This window comes from Pseudomonas kulmbachensis (genome assembly GCF_963681935.1).
GTDB classification, from domain to species: Bacteria; Pseudomonadota; Gammaproteobacteria; order Pseudomonadales; family Pseudomonadaceae; genus Aquipseudomonas; species Aquipseudomonas kulmbachensis.
Genome location: NZ_OY817088.1, coordinates 3,219,197 through 3,241,604, shown reverse-complemented (window position 1 = coordinate 3,241,604; position 22,408 = coordinate 3,219,197). Strand labels below are relative to the sequence as shown.

General features: G+C 57.8%; 18 protein-coding genes, 1 tRNA gene and 1 pseudogene. 8 read left to right on the top strand and 12 right to left on the bottom strand.

All coding sequences use genetic code 11. The annotated features are described in order from the left end of the window. Nucleotides 1–192: 192 nt before the first annotated feature. The 8 genes and pseudogenes from U5A05_RS14820 to U5A05_RS14785 form a co-directional block, all read right to left on the bottom strand. Nucleotides 193–1,155: an urease accessory protein UreD gene (locus U5A05_RS14820; protein ID WP_321833652.1), complete on the bottom strand. Its 963-nt coding sequence runs from the start codon at nucleotides 1,153–1,155 to the stop codon at nucleotides 193–195. Further along, on the bottom strand, nucleotides 1,152–1,799 hold the full coding sequence (gene ureG / locus U5A05_RS14815) for an urease accessory protein UreG (protein ID WP_048360971.1): 648 nt from the start codon (nucleotides 1,797–1,799) through the stop codon (nucleotides 1,152–1,154). Before ureG ends, U5A05_RS14820 begins: the two co-directional genes overlap by 4 nt. A 67-nt stretch (nucleotides 1,800–1,866) precedes the next feature. Beyond that, the gene (locus tag U5A05_RS14810) at nucleotides 1,867–2,553 is read right to left on the bottom strand and encodes an urease accessory protein UreF (protein ID WP_261738658.1); all 687 of its coding nucleotides are present in this window, start codon (nucleotides 2,551–2,553) and stop codon (nucleotides 1,867–1,869) included. A gap of 21 nt (nucleotides 2,554–2,574) precedes the next feature. Then, nucleotides 2,575–3,246, bottom strand: a complete 672-nt coding sequence (locus U5A05_RS14805; protein ID WP_261738657.1) for an urease accessory protein UreE — start codon at nucleotides 3,244–3,246, stop codon at nucleotides 2,575–2,577. Nucleotides 3,247–3,329: 83 nt separating this feature from the next. Beyond that, nucleotides 3,330–5,048: an urease subunit alpha gene (locus U5A05_RS14800; RefSeq protein ID WP_261738656.1), complete on the bottom strand. Its 1,719-nt coding sequence runs from the start codon at nucleotides 5,046–5,048 to the stop codon at nucleotides 3,330–3,332. 194 nt (nucleotides 5,049–5,242) lie between these two features. Next, nucleotides 5,243–5,653, bottom strand: a pseudogene (locus tag U5A05_RS14795) (urease subunit beta); the annotation flags it as partial. 54 nt (nucleotides 5,654–5,707) lie between these two features. After that, entirely contained in the window at nucleotides 5,708–6,010 is a 303-nt protein-coding gene (locus tag U5A05_RS14790) for an urease subunit gamma (protein ID WP_261738655.1), read from the bottom strand. A 501-nt stretch (nucleotides 6,011–6,511) separates the two neighbouring features. After that, on the bottom strand, nucleotides 6,512–7,612 hold the full coding sequence (locus tag U5A05_RS14785) for an FUSC family protein (RefSeq protein WP_321833644.1): 1,101 nt from the start codon (nucleotides 7,610–7,612) through the stop codon (nucleotides 6,512–6,514). Between the two features lie 305 nt (nucleotides 7,613–7,917). On the opposite strand from U5A05_RS14785, the gene U5A05_RS14780 reads away from it, so the two are divergent. From U5A05_RS14780 to U5A05_RS14760, 5 genes are all read left to right on the top strand, one after another. Continuing rightward, nucleotides 7,918–8,823, top strand: a complete 906-nt coding sequence (locus U5A05_RS14780; protein WP_261742450.1) for a LysR family transcriptional regulator — start codon at nucleotides 7,918–7,920, stop codon at nucleotides 8,821–8,823. 207 nt (nucleotides 8,824–9,030) lie between these two features. Next, entirely contained in the window at nucleotides 9,031–10,572 is a 1,542-nt protein-coding gene (locus tag U5A05_RS14775; RefSeq protein ID WP_261738653.1) for an MFS transporter, read from the top strand. After that, on the top strand, nucleotides 10,569–11,633 hold the full coding sequence (locus tag U5A05_RS14770) for an HlyD family secretion protein (RefSeq protein WP_321833641.1): 1,065 nt from the start codon (nucleotides 10,569–10,571) through the stop codon (nucleotides 11,631–11,633). The genes U5A05_RS14775 and U5A05_RS14770 overlap by 4 nt, the downstream gene beginning before the upstream one ends. Then, nucleotides 11,630–13,060, top strand: a complete 1,431-nt coding sequence (locus tag U5A05_RS14765; RefSeq protein WP_321833638.1) for an efflux transporter outer membrane subunit — start codon at nucleotides 11,630–11,632, stop codon at nucleotides 13,058–13,060. The genes U5A05_RS14770 and U5A05_RS14765 overlap by 4 nt, the downstream gene beginning before the upstream one ends. A gap of 196 nt (nucleotides 13,061–13,256) precedes the next feature. Beyond that, the gene (locus U5A05_RS14760) at nucleotides 13,257–14,576 is read left to right on the top strand and encodes an MFS transporter (protein WP_261738650.1); all 1,320 of its coding nucleotides are present in this window, start codon (nucleotides 13,257–13,259) and stop codon (nucleotides 14,574–14,576) included. A gap of 77 nt (nucleotides 14,577–14,653) precedes the next feature. Here U5A05_RS14760 and U5A05_RS14755 read toward each other — a convergent pair whose 3' ends face one another. After that, nucleotides 14,654–15,805 (bottom strand): MFS transporter, encoded by a 1,152-nt coding sequence (locus U5A05_RS14755; protein ID WP_261738649.1) that lies wholly within the window; start codon nucleotides 15,803–15,805, stop codon nucleotides 14,654–14,656. A 147-nt stretch (nucleotides 15,806–15,952) separates the two neighbouring features. On the opposite strand from U5A05_RS14755, the gene U5A05_RS14750 reads away from it, so the two are divergent. After that, nucleotides 15,953–16,375 (top strand): RidA family protein, encoded by a 423-nt coding sequence (locus U5A05_RS14750; protein WP_261738648.1) that lies wholly within the window; start codon nucleotides 15,953–15,955, stop codon nucleotides 16,373–16,375. 176 nt (nucleotides 16,376–16,551) lie between these two features. Here the strand turns inward: U5A05_RS14750 and uvrB are convergent, their stop codons facing one another. After that, nucleotides 16,552–18,567 carry an excinuclease ABC subunit UvrB gene (uvrB, locus tag U5A05_RS14745; RefSeq protein WP_261738647.1) on the bottom strand — a complete coding sequence of 672 codons (2,016 nt, stop codon included), beginning with the start codon at nucleotides 18,565–18,567 and terminating at the stop codon, nucleotides 16,552–16,554. Between the two features lie 323 nt (nucleotides 18,568–18,890). Between uvrB and U5A05_RS14740 the strand changes: the two genes are divergently transcribed. After that, nucleotides 18,891–20,087 (top strand): amino acid aminotransferase, encoded by a 1,197-nt coding sequence (locus U5A05_RS14740; protein WP_321833630.1) that lies wholly within the window; start codon nucleotides 18,891–18,893, stop codon nucleotides 20,085–20,087. A gap of 65 nt (nucleotides 20,088–20,152) precedes the next feature. After that, nucleotides 20,153–20,228 (top strand) — tRNA-Asn (locus tag U5A05_RS14735). A 148-nt stretch (nucleotides 20,229–20,376) separates the two neighbouring features. On the opposite strand, the gene U5A05_RS14730 is transcribed toward U5A05_RS14735, so the two are convergent. Both U5A05_RS14730 and U5A05_RS14725 read right to left on the bottom strand, forming a co-directional pair. Next, a complete protein-coding gene (locus U5A05_RS14730) occupies nucleotides 20,377–20,751 on the bottom strand; it encodes a DUF1640 domain-containing protein (RefSeq protein WP_321833628.1) in 375 nt (124 codons plus the stop codon). Between the two features lie 185 nt (nucleotides 20,752–20,936). Beyond that, a complete protein-coding gene (locus tag U5A05_RS14725; protein WP_321833626.1) occupies nucleotides 20,937–22,379 on the bottom strand; it encodes an MFS transporter in 1,443 nt (480 codons plus the stop codon). Nucleotides 22,380–22,408 lie beyond the last annotated feature (29 nt).

The following is a 22,408-nucleotide window of genomic DNA, read 5'->3' as shown; positions in this document are numbered from 1 at the left end:
GACTCTCCCTTTTGTGTACTTTGCCGGAACCGCTTGTGTAGCAGCTGCCGAAGGAACGAGGCTGCGTTCGGCGGCGAAGCCGTCGTAAAATCATGCAGCCCGGTCTTTCAGATACACCGCGTCCACCGGGTTTACGAGGACTCTGTCCTCGGACGCAGCCTCGTTCCTGTGACAGCTGCTACAGGTTTTCTGCTATCGCCAAAGAAACTGCGGTTGCAGCGTTATGCCAAGGATCTCTTCGCGTGCGACTTTCCAGAACTCGCGGATCTGCGCCTTGACCTCGCCACTGTCATTGCCCAGCACCTTGAAGATCAGGCCGCAATCGTTGGGCAGGCGAGTGACGCCGCTGGCCAAGCCTGCCGTCATGTCGAAGAGCGCCGGGATACGCGCCACAATCCTGTCGTGATGCTCCTTGGGTGTGAGCAACACGACGTTGCCAAACACGTCGAAGGTTTGCATCACGCCGACGGCGTCCAGGCTCTCCTTCTTCGGCTCAAGAATGTACTTCTCGACAAACAGCTCGCGGCCTTCAAGGTTCTCGGCGCTCACTCGTGAGGAGTACACGTCAAACCCGAAGCGCTCATCCACATGGTGGTACTTGCGCCCCGACATCAGGATTTCGCAGTAGATTGCTGTCGCCGTGGGGTGGATCTTTATCCGGGTGTCGGTGATGAATCGCGCATTGCGATGGGGGATCAGCGGGTCGGGCATAAACTCCAGATAGCCGTCTTCTTCGACCCGAAAGTGCTGGATTTGCGAGGCATAGTTGGCATCCATCGAATGTACTTTGGTCGCAGACTGGGTGGTGACATGCCCGCAGGCACCCACCCCCACATTAACGTCTGTGGCCAAGCGGTCGCCCTGCAACACGCAGCCCGAGGTTGAAATCATGGTGACGCAAGGCAGCTCGGGCATTTCTTCATCCCAATACAGTGCCCGCTGCACCAGCGACGGTACACGCCGCTCCATATCAGCCAGGATGCTGCGATTGCCGCGTTTCTCAAAACCCAGTCGCAGGTAGCCGCTTTTGCCCGCAGCACCGCTGTGCATTTGCGGCGGCTCGTCCTGGTACTGCGCCAGCTCCGGCGCAGCATTACCGAGTGAGTGAGCGCGAAGCCGTGACGGGTTGTTCACGATTTGGCTCAGCGCTGTCATGCAGTGACCTCGCTCTTGACTGCCGGTTTCTGGGCGAACAGGAACATGTGCTCGATCATGTCCACCAGCTCCTCGATGCCCTGGCCGGTCTTGCAGTTGGTGAGAATATACGGACGGTTGCCGCGCACCACTTTGGTGTCGCTTTCCATTACATCCAGGCTGGCGCCCACATAAGGTGCGAGGTCAATTTTGTTGATGATCAGAATATCTGCCTGCACCAGACCCGGGCCGTTCTTGCGCGGGATTTTTTCGCCTTCTGCCACGTCGATCACGTAGATATAGAAGTCAGCCAGGGCGGGGCTAAAGGTCAGGGTCAGGTTGTCGCCGCCACTTTCAATCATGATCAGGTCGCTGTCGGGGAACTTTTCTTCCATTTCCTCGACGGCTGCAATATTCATGCTCGGGTCTTCACGCACAGCAGTGTGCGGGCAAGCACCGGTCTCGACGCCGAGAATCTTGTCTTCGTCGAGAATCCCCTTGAGGGTGCGTTTGACTTGCTTGGCGTCTTCGGTGGTGACGATGTCGTTGGTGATGATCAGCGGCTTGTAGCCACGGTTGATAAGGATCGGGGTGATCACTTCGATGATCGCGGTTTTACCTGAACCGACCGGGCCGCCAATACCAATGCGAGTAATCTTTTTCACGGTTTATTCCTTAACAAATAGGGGGGCTGATTGAGCGTCGACACAGGTCAACGCAGGCCATCGGGTGTCAGTTCATGAAGAGCCGCACATGCGCTTTCACGTGTACGGCGGCGAGCACATCGACGATCGGTACATAGGAGGACATCTGCTCGATATCGCCGATTTCGGCGATGTCGCAGAAGGCTTCAATGTCGTGATTGAGTTCGAACAGGATGTGCTGGGTGTCCAAGTGTGTGACCCGCATCAGGCGCATGGCAGCGCTAAGAATGGTCATGGCGACACCGTACTGGTGCATCACCACCACTTCGCGGGCGCCAATGCCCTGGGTCGACATCACCACTGCCTGGGTGACGGGGTAGGTGCCCGCAGCGTTACCCGCCTTGATCTGCTCCAGCCACCAGCGCACCAAGGGTTTTTCGACGACATGGATCGACATTTCGGCCAGTTTTTTGCCCATGCGCGTGGCCATCAAGCGGCTTTCTTCGTTGAGCTTGCGGTTATTGACCGCCCAGTCGGCGCGCAAAATACCGTCGCGATCATCGGCAACGGCGGCCCGGTGCGCCGCGACGACGCCCATGCCGTCACAACTGGCCGCTTGTTTTAGCGCGGTGAGAACAAAGCCTTTGAGGGTCGCGACATCGTGAACGATGCCTTTCTGAATGGCGGACTCCACGCCGTTCGAGAACGAAAAGGCACCCACTGGCAATACGGAATCGCCAAACTGCATGATGCGAATTAGATCTGATGCGTTCATCTATGCGCCTTCTTGCCGGGTTCAGTGCTTATGGCTGTGAAACGTATGGCCGTCATCGTGGCTATGACTGTGTGAGTCGTGGCTGTGCAGGCCTTGAATTTTCAGGGCCGCGGCCTCCAGCTTGTCTTGCGGGCTGGCCACGTGAACGTGGGTGTCGGTTTCTTCGGCACCGCCAAACAGCAGGCGCGCTTCGGAGGTGGTCAGCAGGGGCAGAATCTCAGCGCCGCCTATAAAGGCGTACGGCAGGTGTTGAAAACCGTGAGTGCGCATCACCGAATCCATCATTTTGGTTTCGACGGTAAGCGGGATGTAGACCTCATTGTGTTTGGTAACGGCTTTCCAGTGTTGGTTACCCAGGGCATGGCCCAGTTCAAAGCTGGTTTTGATCAGTACGTCCAGAGGCTGTTGTTTCAGTTCCTTGAGATCGATCACCATCACGTCTCTCAGGTTCAGTTGCACCACGACCGCGGTGTTGGTGGCTTCATCCCATAGCAGCACATCGCCGTCGGACAGCACGACATTGCGCTCCAGCGAGATACCCAGATCCAGCCCGCCGAGGCTGGTGCGCCGGCAGCGGCTTTTCTGCGCCTCACGCTGGTCCAGCACCAGCAGGTCGACGTTGGCGGCTTCCAGCTTTTGCTTCCAGTGCGGGTCTTTCTTGGCGTTGCCCAGAATGTGTTCAATCAAAATCACGTCGCAAACTCCTTCCCTGAATCATTTGCCGGGCGTTTGCCACCGGGGAACCAATGCCTCCCCGGTGGCTGCCCGTTCAGGCCTTAGCCAAAGAAATAACGCTGGTTCATGGTCGCCACATCGATGGGCTTGCATGTGGCATGTACACCGTCGACTTTCACGGCAAAGGTTTCAGGGTCGACGTCGATATGCGGAGTCTGGTCGTTGCGCACCAGGTTCTTTTTAGAGACGGTACGGCAGCCGCGAACGGCTATCACCTGACGCTCCAGTCCGGCTTTTTCTTTCACGCCGTCGTCAAATGCCGCCTGGGACACGAAGGTCACGCAGGTGTCTTGCAGGGTTTTGCCCAAGGCGCCAAACATCGGGCGGTAGAACACCGGCTGCGGGGTAGGCAGGGAAGCGTTGGGGTCACCCATGGCGGCCCAGTTGATCATGCCGCCCTTGATGACCATCTTCGGCTTGGCCCCGAAGAAGCGCGGATCCCACAGCACCAGGTCGGCCATCTTGCCGACTTCGACCGAGCCCAGTACATGGCTGATACCCTGGGCCAGAGCCGGGTTGATGGTGATCTTGGCCACGTAGCGCAGGACTCGGAAGTTATCGTTGTCGGCACTGTCTTCCGGCAACTTGCCCCGCGAGGCTTTCATTGCGTGGGCGGTTTGCATCACCCGCAGCCAGTTTTCACCGACCCGGCCCATGGCCTGGGAGTCACTGGAGAACATGGAAATCACGCCCATGTCCTGCAGCACGTTTTCGGCGGCGATGGTTTCCGGGCGTACCCGGCTTTCGGCAAACGACACGTCGGCCGGCACGTTAGGGTTGAGGTTGTGACAGACCATGATCATGTCGAACAACTCGGCCTGGCTGTTGATGCCGTAGGGCAGGGTCGGGTTGGTCGAACTGGGCAGCACGTTGTTCTGGCTGGCCACCTTGATGATGTCGGGGGCATGACCGCCACCGGCGCCTTCAGTGTGGAAGGTATGAATGGTGCGACCCTCGAAGGCATCGATGGTGTCTTCGACATAACCGCATTCGTTCAGGCTGTCGGTGTGCACCGAGACCTGGACGTCGAACTCATCTGCCGTACGCAGCGAATGACGCAGTGCGTTGGAGGTTGCGCCCCAGTCCTCGTGAACCTTGAAGCCGGCCACACCGGCAATGAGCTGCTCGACCAACGGGTCGCGGCCAAAGGAGTTGCCCTTGCCGAGCATGCCGACGTTAATCGGCAGCCCTTCGAGAGAGCGCAGCATCTGGCGGATGTTCCACGGGCCTGGCGTTACGGTGGTGCCGTTGGTGCCGTCGGTTGGGCCAATGCCGCCGCCGAAGAAGGTGGTCACGCCGTTGGACAGCGCGTGATAGGCCTGTTGTGGAGAGATCAGGTGAACGTGGGTGTCGATCCCCGCAGCGGTCAGGATCAGGTGCTCGCCGGAGATGGCGTCGGTGCTCACACCGACCACCAGGCCCGGGGTCACACCATTCATGGTGCCTGGGTTGCCGCTTTTACCGATCCCGACAATTTTGCCGTCACGGATCCCGACGTCGGCTTTGATCACGCCCTGGATCGCGTCGATGATGGTGACGTTGGTGATCACCAGGTCCAGCACGCCGTTATCGCGGGTCAGTGTGTTGTCGGCCCCCATACCGTCGCGCAGTGACTTGCCGCCGCCGTATACGGATTCGTCGCCGTAACCGCGCAGGTCTTTTTCAATCTCGACAAACAGGTTGGTGTCACCCAGGCGGATTTTATCGCCTGTGGTTGGGCCGAACAGGCCTGCGTATTCTTTGCGTGAAATGGTTGGCATCGGTGGCTCCTTTCTAATGCCGCGCATGCGTCAATGGCTCGACGGCGCGTATGCAAAAAATGAGAATGCGGCGGTTACTTGTCGTTGACGGGCTTGGACGGCGCGGAGAACTTGAAGCCGTGATCGCGCGCGCGCTGGATGGCTTGCAGTTTTTCCGGGCGCTCATGGTTGCTGGTGAGCTTGTCCGGTGCCCAGCCATCGACCAGGTTGTTGAAGCCGTAAAGGGTTTGCTTGCCACCGAAGGGAACCAGCGGCACTTCAATTTCATCGCCCGGCTCGAAGCGGATAGCCGTGGTGGACGAGATGTTCAGACGCTTGCCAAAGGCAGCAGCACGGTCGAACTCCAGGGCACGGTTAACTTCGAAAAAGTGGAAATGAGAGCCGATCTGAATCGGGCGGTCACCGGTGTTGCGCACTTTGACTTTGGTGACAGGACGGTCTTCGTTGAACGTGATCGGCGTGCTGGCGTAGATGGTGCCGCCCAGGGGCACATCGGCTTCATTGCCCTTGTGTACGCCCCCGGGGTTTTTGGCGTGAGGGATGCTGTGGTTGGGGTGAGTATCCTGGTGCGGGCCTGCTGCTTCTTTGGTTTCTTTGGTGCTCATGACTGACTCCTCAAAACGTGTCTGTTTTGCGTTAACCGGGTGTATGGCAGACCGTTATTTGATCGGGTCGTGAACCGTGACCAAGCGGCTGCCGTCGGTGAAAATCGCTTCAACCTGTACGTTGGGAATCAAGTCGCTGACGCCTTCCATCACGTCATCTTTGGTCAGCACCTTGCTGGCCTCAGTCATTACGTCCTCAACCGACTTGCCGTCCCGTGCGCCTTCCATCGCGGTCACGGTGATAATTGAAACGGCTTCTGGATAGTTCAATTTCAAGCCGCGAGCCTTTCGCCGGAATGCCACGTCCGACAAGGTGTAAATCATCAGCTTTTCGACTTCTCTGGGGGTGAGCTGCATAAGCCCTCCTATCTACAGTGCGATAAAATTAAAATTCTGGAGTGCCGGTCCGGCGTTCGCGCATGCAAACCACCCCGCACGTTGAGTACGTGCGAAGGCTCGGTGAGATTTGGGTGTGCTTGTTAAAGCAGGCTGTCGTTTCATTGGCTCATCCGTTCAAATCCATTAATACGGGTGCGAGCAGAGCCTAGACCATAATTCTCGGCAGGCCAGGTGAGGCAGGAGGGGCGTAAAGAGGTTGTTGACAGAAATGAGAAGATGGTACTTTTTATAAAAATCTATATTAAACAATAAGTTATGTTGTTTTTGATGGCGGCTTTATCATCGTTTATGACTAGTTGATACGTCGTTTTTGATAGATAAATCTTCATCTATAGTGCGATAAGTCATCAAAATACTTAGGAAATAACCTGTATATAGCCGCAACTCATACAAGAGCCTGTGATTTGAAAGGGGCTCGTGAGCCCCCGCAAGCACACCGCTAAAGTTGAGGGTTAAAGGTTATTTCTCATCCGGAAGCTTGCCGTTTTTGAACAAGTGTCTGTGGTTATTGTGGTAGAGCGCAGCATGCAATTGATCGTTGAGCTCGGTCAGTTGCCTGAGCATTTCCAGGCTCAGCCAGACATAGGCATAAAAGGGTGTTTCGTTAATTTTGCCTTCAAGACTCTTGAGTACAAGCTCCTGCAGATCCTGGGTTTTCTGGCGTAGCTCGCCACTGATCTGGTTGTTCGAAATTCCCATGCACAGCTTGTTCTGCAAGGACTCCAGTGCTTGCGGGATCAAGTTGTGAAGGTCGTTCAGGGATGGCTCGCTTTCAATCAGCAGATGACTTTCACGCGAAGACCAGTACGCATCAATCATCAGGCTCATGGTTGCCAGTAGATTGCGGTGCAGGGTTTGCAATGACCCGAACACTTGCGGCTTCAGGTTGCTCTCGTTGCTGGCAGGCACCATGTAGTTGCGCAACTTCACAATCGTGTCCAGTTCGTCCTTCAGTTGATCATCCAGTTCCGGCCGCTCGGGGACCCGGGGCGAGAAGTACGCCGAGTACAGGCTGTTGATTTTGCCCAGGCTTTCGCTGAATTTGATCCGCAGGTCGGTATAGGCCCGTTGCGGGTAAATACTGGTATAGAGCATGGCCAGTAACGAACCCGCCAATACATAAAGGCTGCGCGTTATGGCTGACTCCATGTCATTGGGCGGAGCGCAACTGACCACCGCCAGTGTGGCCCCGATCAGCAGGGCCATATAGGGGTGTTTGCCCAAGGTCAGGTAACCGGCGACAAACATCATGACCGCGCACCACAACAGCATCAAAGGAAACGAATACATTTCCAGGTACAACGACACCAGGCCGGATAGCGCGCCCAGAACTGTGCCGCCGGTTCGTTGCAGTGCCCGGGAAAATACATTGCCCCAATATGGTTGCGGGCCCATGACGATCAACATGGTGATCAGGGCGTAGGAGGCACCGTCAAGCTTGAAATAGCGAATGACGATAAAGGTAATCAGGAACGCCAGGCTGATACGAGTGGCATGAATCCAGCGATAGTACTTGCAGGCCAGTCGTTCCAGATTCGAAATCTTTTTGCCTAGCTGCATAGAGTCCCCAATCGCTGTAATGGATTGGGCAGCCAGCGTAGTTCAGGTTGAGTGGGTCCACCACGTGGTATGGCTCTATGGTGGTGGGGGAGGAGCAATGGAGGGCGTAAAAAAGGCCATTACCATCATGGGGATCCGGTAATGGCCAAAAATCTCAACCAAAGAGAGCGTCAGGCACAAACCTGACGAGCGGCAATGTATCAATGGCACACTTAGTTAGCTAGCTAAGTGTGAGCGAAACTGTTTTACCTCATGCGCAACAATGGTGCATGACGAGTTCTCTACTTAGCGATAACCTTTGGCCTATGCAAATACCTGACTTGAATCTGCTGGTTGCCTTGAACATCTTGCTTGAAGAAGGCTCGGTGGTAGGCGCTGCCCGGCGCATGAACCTTAGCGCTCCGGCCATGAGCCGTACCCTGACCCGGATCCGCGAAGCCTTGAATGACCCTATTCTGGTGCGTTCCGGACGCGGGCTGGTTCCCACACCCAGAGCACTGGAGTTGCGTGAGCAGGTACGCGGAGCGGTGGAGTTGGCGCACGGGGTCTTCACCCAAAGCCAGGCCACCGATTTGCGTGAACTTGAGCGCACGTTCAGCATTCGTGCCAATGACGTGTTCTTTGGTGTTTATGGCGCAGCTTTACGCCAGCAAATGGCCCTGGAAATGCCCAAGGCTACTTTGCGGGTCGTGCCTGAAGGTTTTACCGATGATCAAGCGCTGAACGAAGGGCGCATTGACCTGACCATTTGCGCAACCAACCGTTTCAGTTCGGATATCAAGGTACAACGGCTGTTTACCTGCCCCTTTGTGGGGCTGGCCCGCGAGGGGCACCCGATTTTCGACCAGCCGATTACGCCGCAGATATTTGCCGGTTTTGACCACATCAGCGTTTCGCGCCGGGGCCATGCCCGTGGGCCGATTGATACGCTGCTGGCCGAGCAGGGGCTGGAGCGTCGAGTATTATTTACCACGCCGACTTTTTACTCGGCGATCTTTGCCCTGGCCGGAGCCGATCTGATCTTGCCGCTGATGCCGCAAGTGTTGCTCAAAACCCTGGAGCCTTTGGGGTTGAAACTGCGTGCGTTCGAGTTGCCGATCACCTTGCAACCGGTAGAAATCGTCCAGGCCTGGCACCCGCGCCTGGACAACGACCATGCCCACCGCTGGCTGCGTCGCACCCTGAAAACCTTCTGTGATAACGCGGTTTAGCCGCCAGACCGCGCCGTCTGCATCGCGCGCAAGCTCACTTCCACAGTTCAGGCTGATTGTTGCGTTTGGCGCACTCCAAGGTTAGCTATTTATCAATTTTTATAGCAATGCGAGCTGATTAAACTTTCTGTCATCTATTTAGACGAGGAAGTCAGCTATGTATTGGCGGTTTGAGCATGGAGCAAATTTGGCCTCAGGGGGCCGAGTGTGACGTCTCTGGTAGCGAGTACAGCGGGCAACGCCAGCTCGGCACCGGTCATTAGTACAGCCTTTGGCCTGCGGATTTTTACCGGACTGCTTGGGGTATTGCTTGCGGTGCTGGTCTCGGGTTTCAACGAGAATGTGACCAAGGTGGCCATGCCCGACATTCGCGGGGCGATGGGCATCGGTTATGACGAAAGTACCTGGCTGCTGGCGGTGTACTCGGCCACGTCGATCAGTGCCATGGCCTTCGCGCCCTGGTGTGCGGCCACCTTCTCTTTGCGTCGCTTTACCCTGTGTGCCATCGGCGCTTTTTTGCTGCTGGGCATCCTTTGTCCGTTTGCCCCTAATGTCGATGTGTTGCTGTTGCTGCGCACCTTGCAGGGCTTTGCCGGTGGAGCATTGCCGCCGATGCTGATGTCCGTGGCGCTGCGCTTTCTACCGCCGGGCATTCGTCTGTACGGGTTGGGCAGTTATGCGCTGACCGCCACCTTTGGCCCCAGCTTTGGTACGCCGCTGTCCGCCTGGTGGGTGGAGTACGCCGGTTGGCAATGGGCGTTCTGGCAGATCATCCCGTTGGGTTTGCTGTCGATGGCCTGCGTGGCCTGGGGCTTGCCGCAGGATCCCTTGCGTCTGGAGCGCTTCAAACAGTTTGACTGGCGCGGCCTGCTACTTGGCTTGCCGGGGTTGATCATGCTGGTGTTGGCACTGGAGTTGGGCCAGCGGTTGAACTGGTTCGAGTCGCCGATGATCAGTTTTTTTATTGTCGGCGGTACGGCCCTGATGGTGCTGTTTTTTATCAATGAGTGGTCGCACCCGCTGCCATTTTTCAAGCTGCAACTGCTGAAAATTCGCAACCTTGCGCATGCCTTGCTGACCCTGGGCGGGGTGCTGTTTGTATTGCTGGCAGTGATCAAGATTCCGTCGGGCTATCTGGCCCAGGTGCAGGGTTATCGTCCGCTTGAAACCGCTCCAGTGATGTTGCTGGTGGCCTTGCCACAATTGATTGCACTGCCGTTGGTGGTTGCGCTGTGCAACCTGCGCTGGGTCGATTGCCGCTGGGTGTTGGCCATTGGTCTGGCGTTGTTGGCGTTGGCATGCGGCATCGGTTCGCAGGTCACGTCGATATGGAATCGCGAGAATTTTTACGGCGTGCAGGCGATTCAAATCATTGCTCAGCCAATGGCGGTGATCCCACTGCTGATGCTCGCCACGGGTGGCCTGAACCCTGCTGACGGGCCGTTCGCATCGGCCTGGTTCAATACCGTCAAAGGCTTTTCGGCGGTTGCTGCGAGCAGCGTGCTGGGGGTGCTGACCCTCAATCGCGAGCACTTCCATTCAACAATGCTGCTCGACCGTCTAGGCAACTCACCGCTGGTCAGTACCGGCACCGATCTAGCGCGCCGGGTTCATCAGCAGGCGGTGGTGCTGACCTCGGCTGATCTTTATCTGTACATGGCCGCCCTGGCGCTTTTGTTGATTGTGTTAATCCCTTTTGGCCCCACGCGGATCTACGCGCCGGGCACACCTGTTGGAGCTGTGAAATGAGTACAACAAACGGGCGCAAGCCTTTGGTCATGGCCGGTGCGGGTGCGCTGGCAGCTATCGTACTGTACGGAGTATGGCGGCTGGTTTTCGTCACGGGCACAGTGCAGACCACTAATGATGCGTTTGTCAGCGCCGATTACACCTTGATAGCGCCGAAAGTCGCTGGGTTTATCGACGAAGTACTGGTGCAGGACAATCAGCCGGTCAAGGCCGGGCAGTTGCTGGCGCGAATCGATCCACTGGACTACCAGGCCGCCGTGCAAGCGGCACAAGCCAGCGTTGCCACTGCCCAGGCACAACGGGCCAATGCGTTGGCGATGCTGGAGCGTCAGCGCTCGCTGATTGAACAGGCCAAGGCAACGGTTGATGCTGATTTAGCGCAGGTCGAGTTTGCCGAGCATGAGTTGCAGCGCTATCAGCATCTGGCGGGGCAGGGAGCAGGCACGCTGCAAAACTCCCAGCAGGCGAAAAACCGCTCGCAGACTGCGCGGGCAGAGTTGGCCCAGCATAAGGCCGCCCTGGAAGCCGCTCGCCAGCAAACCCGGGTGCTGGCAGCTCAAGCCACCGCCGCACAAGCCTCGGTGCACTATGCCGAGGCTTTGCAGGCGAGGGCAGAGTTGGATTTGTCGCACACCCAACTGGTAGCACCCTTCGACGGTGTCGTAGGTCGGCGCAGCTTGCGTCTTGGCGCTTACGTCAAGCCCGGCGATACGGTGCTGGCGGTGGTGCCGCTGGCCAGCGCATACGTGGTGGCCAACTTTCTAGAGCACCAGCTGACGAGTATGCAGGCGGGGCAGCGCGTGACGATACGGGTCGACAGTTTTCCCGGCGAGACTCTGCAAGGCACGGTCGATAGCATCGCCCCGGCCACCGGTGTGACGTTCTCGGCAATTGCCCCGGATAATGCAACGGGGAACTTCACCAAGGTCGCGCAGCGCATTGCGGTGAAAGTCACTCTTGATCAAGGGCAGTTACTGGCCAGTCAATTACGCCTCGGGATGTCGGTAGATGCGTCCATCGACACTGCCTCTGTGCTCGATCAGCAGGTCAGCGCCCGATGAAAAACAATCTGTTGGCCTGTGCCATGGCCTGTTACAGCGTACTGGGCCTGAGTGGTTGCGTGGTGGGTCCGGATTTTCAGGCGCCCGTGCCCAAGCTGGCAGCCAATTGGGCGCCGGTGCCCACTGAAACGGGGCATAGCCGGGCCGTCGAGTCGGCGGTAGATCCGCGTTGGTGGGACAGTTTTGGCGACCGGCAATTATCGGCTCTGGTGCGCGAGGCGCAACAGAGCAACTTTGATCTGCAAATGGCGACCAGTCGCCTGGAGCAAAGCCTTGCGATACGCCGTCAGATAAACGCCGATACCTTGCCCGAAGTGGACGGGACGGCCAGTTACAATCGCAGCCGTAACAGTCAGCAGGGTTTGAACGATCCTTCGGGAAACGGCGGCAAGCAGGCGTTCAATCTGTGGAATGGAGGCTTGGGATTCAGTTGGGAGGCTGACCTCTGGGGCCGGGTCAAACGCTCGGTCGAGGCCGCCGATGCATCGGTGCAAGTGGCAGCAGAGGACCGGCACGGGGTGCAGTTGCTGGTGCTCGTGCAGACGGCGCAGCACTATATTCAGTTGCGTGGTACGCAACAGTCCCTGGCGGTGGTGGAGCAAAACCTGCAAATCGCCCGGCGTAGCCTGGAGTTGACCCGCTTGCAGGTCCAGGAAGGGGTAGCCACTGACTTGCAGGTGTCGGAAGCCGCTGCTCAGGTAGCCGAAATCGAAGCGCGCCTGGCACCGCTGCAACAGCGTAGCGCGCAATTGATCAATGCCCTGAGCATGCTCCTGGCCCGCGAACCTCGAGCATTGCAGGAGCAATTAAGCGTTGCAGCACCTGTGCCGGCCTATGGCGCAAGTGTGCCGATCGGTCTGCCGAGCGAGTTGGCTCAGCGACGTCCCGATATCCGCCGTGCCGAGGCGCAATTGCATGCAGCGACGGCCGCCATCGGTATGGCCAAAGCAGATTTTTATCCGCGAATTACCTTGTCAGGCAGTCTGGGCTTGCAGGCCATGCAACTGTCGGATCTGGGCAGTTGGGGCGCACGCAGCTTTGCGTTTGGCCCAGGGTTGAGCGTGCCGGTGTTTGAGGGGGGGCGTTTGCAGGGGGCCTTGCAATTGCAGGAGGGGTACCAGCAAGAGGCGGGTATTGCCTATCAAAAAACCGTATTGCGCGCTTGGCACGAGGTGGACGATGCGCTGGTGGCGTACCAGGCCAGCCAGCGTCGGCGTGACAGCCTGCAGCAGGCGGTGGTGCACAGCCAGCGGGCGCTGGATAGCGTTCACCAGCAGTACGCCCAGGGTACGGTGGATTTTCTGAACGTATTGACCGTACAAAACGCCCTGCTGGCCAACGAAGCGGCGCTGGTGGACAGCACTGCACAGGTGTCGCTGTCGCTGGTTGAGCTATACGGTTCATTGGGTGGTGGGTGGCAAGGCTAGTTGCTTGTTGAGGCTTTGTGGGAACGGGCTTGCTCGCGATTCAGGCGCTGCGGCAGTGCTGTAAAACTGCGTCGCTGCGATCGCGAGCAAGCTCGCTCCCACAGGTTTTACCAGTCGTTTCTGCAAGATTTGCTATGCTCGCGCCCTCGACCGCAAGCGCCAACATAGGCGTGTCCAGTTCATATTGAGCCTATTTATGTCTGCCGATACTCAAGCCACAACGGTGCGTTTTTCCCGTTCCGACTATAGAACCTTGGGCCTTGCAGCCTTGGGCGGGGCGTTGGAGATCTACGATTTCATCATTTTCGTGTTCTTTGCCCTGACCCTCAGTCAGCTGTTTTTTCCACCGGATATGCCCGAATGGCTGCGCTTGCTGCAAAGCTTCGGCATTTTCGTGACCGGTTATCTGGCGCGACCGCTGGGCGGGATTCTGATGGCGCATTTTGCCGATCACCTAGGGCGAAAACGGGTGTTCAGTCTGAGCATCCTGATGATGGCACTGCCGTGTCTGCTGATCGGCATCATGCCCACTTATGCCGATATCGGTTACTTCGCGCCGTTGATCCTGTTGGCGCTACGTATTCTTCAGGGCGCAGCGGTCGGGGGGGAGGTGCCCAGTGCCTGGGTGTTTGTGGCCGAGCACGCACCGGCCGGCCGCAGAGGCTTTGCCCTGGGCTTTTTGCAAGCAGGGCTGACCTTTGGCTACTTGATTGGCGCCTTGACCGCGACGCTGCTGGCACAGCTGTTTACTCCGGCGGAAATCCTCGACTACGCCTGGCGCTTTCCGTTCCTGCTCGGCGGAGTGTTCGGTGTGATTGGCGTATGGTTGCGCCGCTGGCTCAGCGAAACTCCGGTGTTTCTGGCCTTGCGCGAGCGCAAGGAAGGCCGGGCCGAGTTCCCGCTGCGCACCGTGTTGCGCGATCACCGTGCTTCATTGTTGCCGGCTGCGTTGCTGACCTGCGTACTTACCAGTGCCGTGGTGGTGTTTGTGGTCATTACCCCGACCGTGATGCAGCAGCGCTTTGGCATGACCGCCAGCCATACTTTCGCCTTGAGCAGTCTGGGTATCGTATTTTTGAATATCGGCTGCGTGTTGGCCGGGTTGATCGTCGACCGTATAGGCGTGTGGCGTAGCATCATGTTGTACAGCGTGCTACTGCCATTGGGCATCGGCCTGTTGTACGCCAGCCTGGTCGGAGAATGGGCATTGCCCGGTCTGGCTTATGCCTTCGCGGGTCTGACCTGCGGGATTGTCGGGGTGGTGCCGTCGGTAATGGTTGGCCTGTTTCCGGCACCCATCCGCGTCTCTGGCATTTCGTTCACCTACAACATCGCCTACGCCCTCTGGGCCAGTACCACGCCGTTGTTGCTGATTGCGCTGATGCCTTGGAGCCCGTGGGTGTGCGTCATGTTTTGCGCGGTGATGGGGCTGGTCGGCTTACTGACCGCCCGACGCTATGGTGTGAGCGGAGCCACTCAGGTTGAGAAACGGTTATTGGCCAAGGCCGAGATGTAGTGGATTGACCTGCGGGGCTCTTAGAGTGGCACTGTGGGAGCGAGCAGGCTCGCTCCCACATGTTTCTAAAATGGTGCCTAAACCCGCAAGATCCGCCCGCTGATGGCTACTGCCACCAGCATGGCGGCGATCAGCAAAAAGGCCATGCTCAAGCTGCTGGCATGGGCGATAAAGCCAATGGCCGCAGGCCCCGCGAGAATCCCCGCATAACCCAAAGTCGTAATAGCTGGCACGGCGATGTGCTCGGGCATTACGGTCTGCTTGCCGACGGCGGTATACAGCACCGGCACAATGTTTGAGCAACCCATACCGACCAGGGCATAACCGAGCAGCGAGATTTCCCAACTCGGTGCCAGGGTCGCCAGGGCCATGCCAGCGGCGGCAAATATCCCTCCCACGACAATCACCCGTCGGGCACCCAGCCGTTTGACAATGGTGTCGCCCGTCAATCGACCTGCGGTCATGGTCAAGGCGAACGCGGCATAGCCAAGTCCGGCATAGGCTTCGCCGATATTTTTTTCGGTGGTCAAGAACACTGCGCTCCAGTCGAGCATCGCGCCTTCGGCCAGGAATACGGTAAAGCACAGCAAGCCGATAAACAGCACCACGCCGTGGGGCACGGCAAACGCCGGGCCGCTGCTTTCACTGCCATACGGCAACAGGTGCGGGGCTGCCTTGAGCAGTGCGGCGAGGGTTAACACAATGACCACCACAATCGCCCACAGCGGCGACAGGCCCAACGCCAAGAGCGCGCTGACGCCAGCTGCGCCAGCAATCCCGCCGACACTGAACAACCCATGAAAGCCCGACATCATATTGCGTCCGCTGGCGCGCTCAACGATCACGGCTTGCAGGTTGACGGTGGAGTCGACACACCCCAGGCCTGCACCAAACACGAACAGTGTTGCAACCAGCAGCGGCATCGAACTGGCAGTCGCGAGCAGCGGCAGCGCGAGGCAGATCAGTAGCGTTCCACCGATCAATACCCGTCGGCAACCAAAGCGTGTCGCCAGAATCCCGGCTACGGGCATCGCCAGGATAGAGCCTGCGCCCAGGCACAGCAGTAACAGACCCAAGGTCGCTTCATCGAGCCCGGCCCGTGCTTTAGCGTAGGGCACCAGTGGGGCCCAGGCCGCAAGGGTGAAGCCAGCGATAAAAAACGCAATGCGGGTCGACATTTGCTCAAGACGCCCCGGGATAAGGGGCATTTGGGTGTTGATGGCAGTCATGGACATCCTTGAAAGCGGGATTTTTATGCAGTGCAGCGCGACATCCTTGCATATTTTTGGCATGTGTCGCGAGGTTGCTGGCACAGGTATTAGCTGGAGTGGTTGAATAGCGCGCTTGTTTATTCAACTGCCCAAGGTGCGTACTTTATGGATAAAAATTCTAACCCCGCAGTGCAATTGCTTAACCCGGTCGGCTTGTATGACCCGGCACCCAATGGCTATTCCCATGTCGCCCGCTTGGCGCCCAATGTGCGTTTGGTGTACACCGCTGGCCAAGGCGGTGAAAACGCCAACAGCGAGCTGTCGCCGGACTTCGCCGAACAGGTGCGTCAGGCATTTTCCAATCTGCAGATTGCGTTGGCCGCGGCAGATGCGCAGATCAAGGACGTAGCCAAGATCACCGTGCTGATCGTTGATCACAGCATGGAGCGCTTGCACATTTTGGGCGCTGAAGTGGCACGGGTGTGGGGTGCGCTGCCTGCGCCGGCCTGCACATTGATCCCCGTACCGCGATTGGCGCTGGATGAAATGTTGTTTGAGGTTGAGGCGGTGGCGGCAGTAGCAGTCTGAGCATGTTGTAGCAGCTGCCGAAGGGACGAGGCTGCGTTCGGCGGCGAAGCCGTCGTAAATCCTGAGCGCCGGGTTTAACTGGCACACCGTAGTGGCTGACTTTGCGACGACTACGTCGCCGAACGCAGCCTCGTCCCTTCGGCAGCTGCTACGGGTTTTTCGTGACTCGACGCTATCTACACCTGCAACAACCGCTCCCTTAGCTTGCCGATTTCGTCGCGCATTTGCGCAGCGGCCTCGAACTCCAGGTCGCGGGCCAAGGCGTACATTTTCTCTTCCAGTTGGCGAATGCGTTTGCTGATTTCGCTCGGCGAACGCAATTCGTTTTCGTACTTGGCGTTTTCTTCCGCAGCCTTGGCCATGCCTTTGCGCTTTTTGCTGCGCGAACCCGGCACTACCGCACCTTCCATGATGTCCGCCACGTCCTTGAATACGCCTTTGGGGGTGATACCGTTGGCGAGGTTGAAGGCGATCTGTTTCTCGCGACGACGCTCGGTTTCGCCAATCGCCCGTTCCATCGACCCGGTGATCCGGTCCGCGTACAAAATCGCCCGACCATTGAGGTTACGCGCAGCACGGCCAATGGTCTGGATCAGCGAGCGCTCCGAACGCAGGAAGCCTTCCTTGTCCGCATCGAGAATCGCCACCAGCGACACCTCGGGCATGTCCAGGCCTTCACGCAGCAAGTTGATGCCCACCAGCACGTCGAATACACCAAGGCGCAGGTCGCGAATGATTTCGACCCGTTCCACGGTGTCGATGTCCGAGTGCAGATAGCGTACGCGCACGCCGTGGTCGGCGAGGTAGTCGGTGAGGTCTTCGGACATGCGCTTGGTCAGTGTGGTGACCAGCACGCGCTCTTCCAGCGCTACGCGCTTGGCGATCTCGGACAGCAAGTCGTCGACCTGGGTCAGCGCTGGGCGAACTTCGATCTGCGGGTCGACCAGACCGGTCGGGCGCACCACTTGTTCGATCACCCGGCCCGCATGCTCGGCTTCGTAATTACCGGGCGTTGCCGAGACAAAAATCGTTTGCGGGCTGATGCGCTCCCATTCGTCAAAGCGCATCGGCCGGTTATCCAGGGCCGAAGGCAGGCGGAAACCGTACTCCACCAGGGTCTCTTTGCGAGAGCGGTCGCCTTTGTACATGGCGCCTACCTGCGGCACGCTGACGTGGGACTCGTCGATCACCAGCAAGGCGTCGGCCGGCAGGTAGTCGAACAGGGTCGGTGGCGGTGCGCCGGACTCGCGGCCCGAGAGGTAGCGCGAGTAGTTTTCGATACCGTTGCAGTAACCCAGCTCCATGATCATTTCCAGATCGAAGCGGGTGCGTTGCTCAAGGCGCTGGGCCTCGACCAGTTTGTTATTGGCGCGCAGATACTCAAGACGCTCCTTGAGCTCTTCCTTGATCCCTTCAACGGCGTCGAGCAAGGTCTCGCGCGGAGTCACATAGTGGCTCTTGGGGTAGAAAGTAAAACGCGGCATCTTGCGTATGACTTCGCCGGTCAGCGGGTCAAAGGCGCTGATGCTTTCGACTTCGTCATCGAACAGCTCAATACGCACGGCTTCAAGATCGGATTCGGCCGGGTAGATGTCGATCACATCGCCACGCACTCGAAACGTCGAGCGGGAAAAGTCCATATCGTTGCGGGTGTATTGCAGGTCTGCCAGGCGGCGCAGCAGTTCGCGCTGGTCGAGCCGGTCACCGCGATCGACGTGCAACACCATCTTCAAATAGGTTTCCGGGCTGCCCAAGCCATAGATGCACGACACCGTGGTGACGATAATCGCGTCCTTGCGTTCCAGCAGCGCCTTGGTTGCGGACAGGCGCATCTGCTCGATATGGTCGTTGATCGAGGCGTCTTTCTCGATAAAGGTATCGGAGGAGGGCACGTAGGCTTCGGGCTGGTAGTAGTCGTAGTACGAAACGAAGTACTCCACCGCGTTATTGGGGAAGAACGACTTGAACTCGCCGTACAACTGCGCCGCCAGGGTTTTGTTTGGCGCGAGCACCAGGGTCGGGCGATTTACATGGGCGATCACGTTGGCGATGCTGAAGGTTTTACCCGAACCCGTTACCCCGAGAAGGGTCTGGTGCGACAGACCGGCTTCGATGCCTTCGATCATCTGGCGAATGGCTTCGGGTTGATCGCCCGCAGGCTCGAAGCGGGTAACAAGCTGGAAATCGGGCATGACGGACCTCTGGGTTTGCTTCTATAAAGGCATCAGCCTTTATAAGTGCATGCGACTCAGGCCGCAGGAAAAAACAGGATACGGCTAAACATGGAGGTGATGCCCGACTGTTTCAAGAGCATGGCTCTGACACAGCCGTCCTGGCAAAGATTGAAATTGGACCAGTGGCCTGAAAATAAACTGAAATACTTGGTCAAAACAGGGATTAGCCTGTTGCCCCAATCCTGATCGGCCTTATACTTGCTCCCCGTTTGTGCACCGCTCTAGTGCAATCGGCTGGAGCGTTGTTCCCCCTCCATTTTCCATTCAGAGCCGCCGTAATAATGAGCCTGTTCTCCGCTGTCGAAATGGCACCACGCGATCCTATCCTGGGCCTCAACGAAGCATTTAACGCCGATACTCGTACCAGCAAAGTGAATCTGGGGGTCGGTGTTTACTGCAACGAGGAGGGACGAATTCCGCTCTTGCGTGCCGTTGTCGAAGCCGAAACGATTCGGGTTGCTCAGCATGCGTCGCGCGGCTACTTGCCGATCGATGGTATTGCTGCCTACGACCAAGCTGTGCAGAAACTGCTGTTCGGTGCCGAGTCGCCATTGCTGGCTGCTGGCCGAGTGATCACCACTCAAGCCGTTGGCGGTACTGGCGCGCTGAAAATCGGTGCTGACTTCCTCAAGCAACTGCAGCCAGATGCTGTTGTGGCTATCAGCGATCCAAGCTGGGAAAACCACCGCGCGCTGTTCGAAACCGCGGGTTTCTCGGTGCAGAACTACCGCTACTACGACGCTGCCAGCCATGACGTAAACCGTGCCGGTATGCTCGAAGACCTCAATGCCTTGCCAGCCGGTTCCATCGTGGTTCTGCACGCATGCTGCCATAACCCGACCGGTGTCGACCTGACTCCGGCTGACTGGCAGAACGTGCTGGACGTGGTCCGGGCCAAGGGCCTGATCCCGTTCCTCGACATGGCCTACCAGGGTTTTGGCGACGGTATCGCTGAAGACGCCGCTGCAGTGCGCCTGTTTGCTGATTCGGGTCTGAACTTCTTTGTTTCCAGCTCGTTCTCCAAGTCGTTCTCGCTGTATGGCGAGCGCGTTGGTGCACTGTCGATCATCACCGAGTCCAAGGAAGAGAGCGCGCGCGTTCTGTCCCAGGTCAAACGTGTGATCCGTACCAACTACTCCAACCCGCCGACCCACGGTGCAACCATTGCCGCTGCTGTGCTCAACAGCCCGGAATTGCGCGCAATGTGGGAAGAAGAACTGGCAGAAATGCGCCTGCGTATTCGTGGCATGCGCCTGCAAATGGTTGAGCTGTTGTCGAAAAAAGCGCCTGGGCATGATTTCAGCTTTGTGGCGCGTCAGCGCGGCATGTTCTCGTACTCCGGCCTGACCGTTGAACAAGTGACGCGCCTGCGCACCGAGTTCGGAATCTACGCCCTCGACACCGGCCGAATCTGCGTTGCTTCCTTGAATCAGCGCAACATTGAAGCGGTAACCGATGCCATTGTTCAGGTGATCTGAATAATGCACTGAGAAGTCATCGAAAGTGTTGACTTCTCTTTTTATATCAGTAAGATAGACGCCATTCCGCGATAGCTCAGTTGGTAGAGCAAATGACTGTTAATCATTGGGTCCCTGGTTCGAGTCCAGGTCGTGGAGCCAGATAGTAAAAAAGCCGCTAGCGATAGCGGCTTTTTTTTGCTTGAAATTTGGCGAGTGATTGCCATTGGCTGCTTGCTGGCCGCCATGCAAGATGGCTTCGCCCGAGTTTTTATGCGCAAGTTGTTTGAGATTTGAGGGTCAAAGCCCATTAGGCCAGGAACGCCTGACTCAGATACTCATATGCCAGTTTGATTGCAGGCACACTGATACAAATAAAGATGATCCCGAATTGCCAGTGAACAATTTTATTCTGGGCTTCAAGCGCAGAAATGGACGACCTTGATTCAGCGCCTTGGTCCTTGATAGAGGATCGAAGTTCAGCGCTCTGCTCCCTGATCAGAACACGTAGTTCAGCGCCTAACTCTGAAATGGAAGCTTTGAGGTGCTGCTCTGTTTGCAGCAGATCAGACTTTGATGCGAGCTTTTCCACATCTATCTCCCAGGCATCAACAACGGCCTTGGCTTTGTTCGAGGGCATGCTGATCGATGTCAGCGCGTCATATAAGGTGATCGACAGTTTCATTTCGCCTCCTGCGATTGGTAACTGATGCAAGGCCTCCAGATGATGGTAGGGGCTGGTCCAGATCGGATGCTCGACTAAAACTCAAGACAATACAGTCAGCCGTTTCTTGTAGTTATGTCAGTCTTCGGTGAGTTCCAATAAAAAAGCCGCTGGCAATAGCGGCTTTTTTACAGGCGGTTCGAGTCTTACCTTGGCAACGATTGCCCAGCCGGCTGTGGCGCCACGCTCTGTGCACTATGAGCGGGCATCATTTCCCAGGCATCGCGAGGCTCGTCCAGGTCGCGGTTGAGGGTTTCTGGGGTTTTGAAGGTGGTGTACAGGGTGATCAGCGTCAGTAGCGACAGGTAGCTGGCAATCGGCAGCCAGGCACCAATCCCGGCGCTGGCGTCGCCATCGTGGTTGGCCACGACCAGCGCAATCAGCCCGGCGCCAATCAGCGGTGCAATGCCTCCGGCGATTACGGCCGAGGCTTCCCGGGCGATGGACACGCCCATGTAGCGGTGACGCGAGCCAAACAGTTCAGGCATCAGCGCCGCTTGGGTGCCGAACATGCCCCAGGTGCCTATGCCCAGAGCGATGGAGATGGCAATGATGCTCGCAACCACATTGCCCTGGCTCAATACCCACCACACCGGGAAGGCCAGTGCCAGTTGCAGGAAGGCGAAGGCGCGGTAGACCACCACACGACCAAAGCGGTCGCTGAGTTTGCCGGCAATCGGCACAGTCAGCGCGCCCAGGCTGGCGGCGCAGATCAGGGTCAGTACGCCCACGGGTCCTTGCAAGCCAACCACGCCAACGATGTAGCTCACCGCCAGGGCTTGGTAAATTGAAGAGCCGCCGTTTTCTCCCAGGCGCAGGCCGATGCCGAGCAGCAAGGTTGGTTTGGAGTGTTTCATTGCGCTTTTGAGGGGGTTTTCGCAGACGCGCTTGAGTGCCTTCAGGCGGATAAAGGTCGGCGATTCCTTAAGTGACAAACGCATGTACAGGCCCAGCGCAACGATGACCACGCTGCTGAAAAACGGTATCCGCCACAGTCCGCTCTCCAGCACGTTGTCACTGCTGCTGATCACCATGAAGTACACCAGTGCTGCGAGGATGGTGCCCAGTTGAATACCAAGGAACGGCAGGGCGGCGTAGAAGCCGCGTCGGCCCTCGGGGGCGTATTCAGTCATCATCACTGCCGCACCGGCCTGTTCGGCTCCTGCGCCCAGCCCTTGAAGCAGGCGCAGAACCACCAGCAGTACCGGGGCCAGATAACCCACCTGATTGAAGGTGGGCAGGGCGCCGATCAGGGTGCTGGAAATACCCATCAGCAGCACCGTGGATGTCAGCACGAATTTTCGCCCCACACGGTCACCGATCATGCCGAACAGCACACCGCCGAGCGGGCGTATGGCAAAACCCAGGAAGTAAGTGCCGAAGCTGGCAATCAGGCTCATGGTGCGGGTCTGTTCCGGGAAGAACAGCGGCCCGAAGATCAGTGCCGCGGCCAGGGTGTAGAGGGCGAAATCGTAATATTCCAGAGCACTGCCCAGGGAGCAGGCCCAGGCGGCGCGGTGCAGGTCTTTCTTGTGTTCTTGCGTTTCGGGGACCAGGTCAATATCAGATGGAGAATGATCGTGAGTCATGTTGGTACCTTCTGGTAGGTGCCTTTACG

Coding starts and splice junctions, on each gene's coding strand:
- U5A05_RS14820 (WP_321833652.1), bottom strand. CDS start 1,155: ATGACAGCGCTGAGCCAAATCGTGAACAACCCGTCACGGCTTCGCGCT.
- U5A05_RS14810 (WP_261738658.1), bottom strand. CDS start 2,553: ATGAACGCATCAGATCTAATTCGCATCATGCAGTTTGGCGATTCCGTA.
- U5A05_RS14800 (WP_261738656.1), bottom strand. CDS start 5,048: ATGCCAACCATTTCACGCAAAGAATACGCAGGCCTGTTCGGCCCAACC.
- U5A05_RS14790 (WP_261738655.1), bottom strand. CDS start 6,010: ATGCAGCTCACCCCCAGAGAAGTCGAAAAGCTGATGATTTACACCTTG.
- U5A05_RS14785 (WP_321833644.1), bottom strand. CDS start 7,612: ATGCAGCTAGGCAAAAAGATTTCGAATCTGGAACGACTGGCCTGCAAG.
- U5A05_RS14780 (WP_261742450.1), top strand. CDS start 7,918: ATGCAAATACCTGACTTGAATCTGCTGGTTGCCTTGAACATCTTGCTT.
- U5A05_RS14770 (WP_321833641.1), top strand. CDS start 10,569: ATGAGTACAACAAACGGGCGCAAGCCTTTGGTCATGGCCGGTGCGGGT.
- U5A05_RS14765 (WP_321833638.1), top strand. CDS start 11,630: ATGAAAAACAATCTGTTGGCCTGTGCCATGGCCTGTTACAGCGTACTG.
- U5A05_RS14760 (WP_261738650.1), top strand. CDS start 13,257: ATGTCTGCCGATACTCAAGCCACAACGGTGCGTTTTTCCCGTTCCGAC.
- U5A05_RS14755 (WP_261738649.1), bottom strand. CDS start 15,805: ATGACTGCCATCAACACCCAAATGCCCCTTATCCCGGGGCGTCTTGAG.
- U5A05_RS14750 (WP_261738648.1), top strand. CDS start 15,953: ATGGATAAAAATTCTAACCCCGCAGTGCAATTGCTTAACCCGGTCGGC.
- uvrB (WP_261738647.1), bottom strand. CDS start 18,567: ATGCCCGATTTCCAGCTTGTTACCCGCTTCGAGCCTGCGGGCGATCAA.
- U5A05_RS14740 (WP_321833630.1), top strand. CDS start 18,891: ATGAGCCTGTTCTCCGCTGTCGAAATGGCACCACGCGATCCTATCCTG.
- U5A05_RS14730 (WP_321833628.1), bottom strand. CDS start 20,751: ATGAAACTGTCGATCACCTTATATGACGCGCTGACATCGATCAGCATG.
- U5A05_RS14725 (WP_321833626.1), bottom strand. CDS start 22,379: ATGACTCACGATCATTCTCCATCTGATATTGACCTGGTCCCCGAAACG.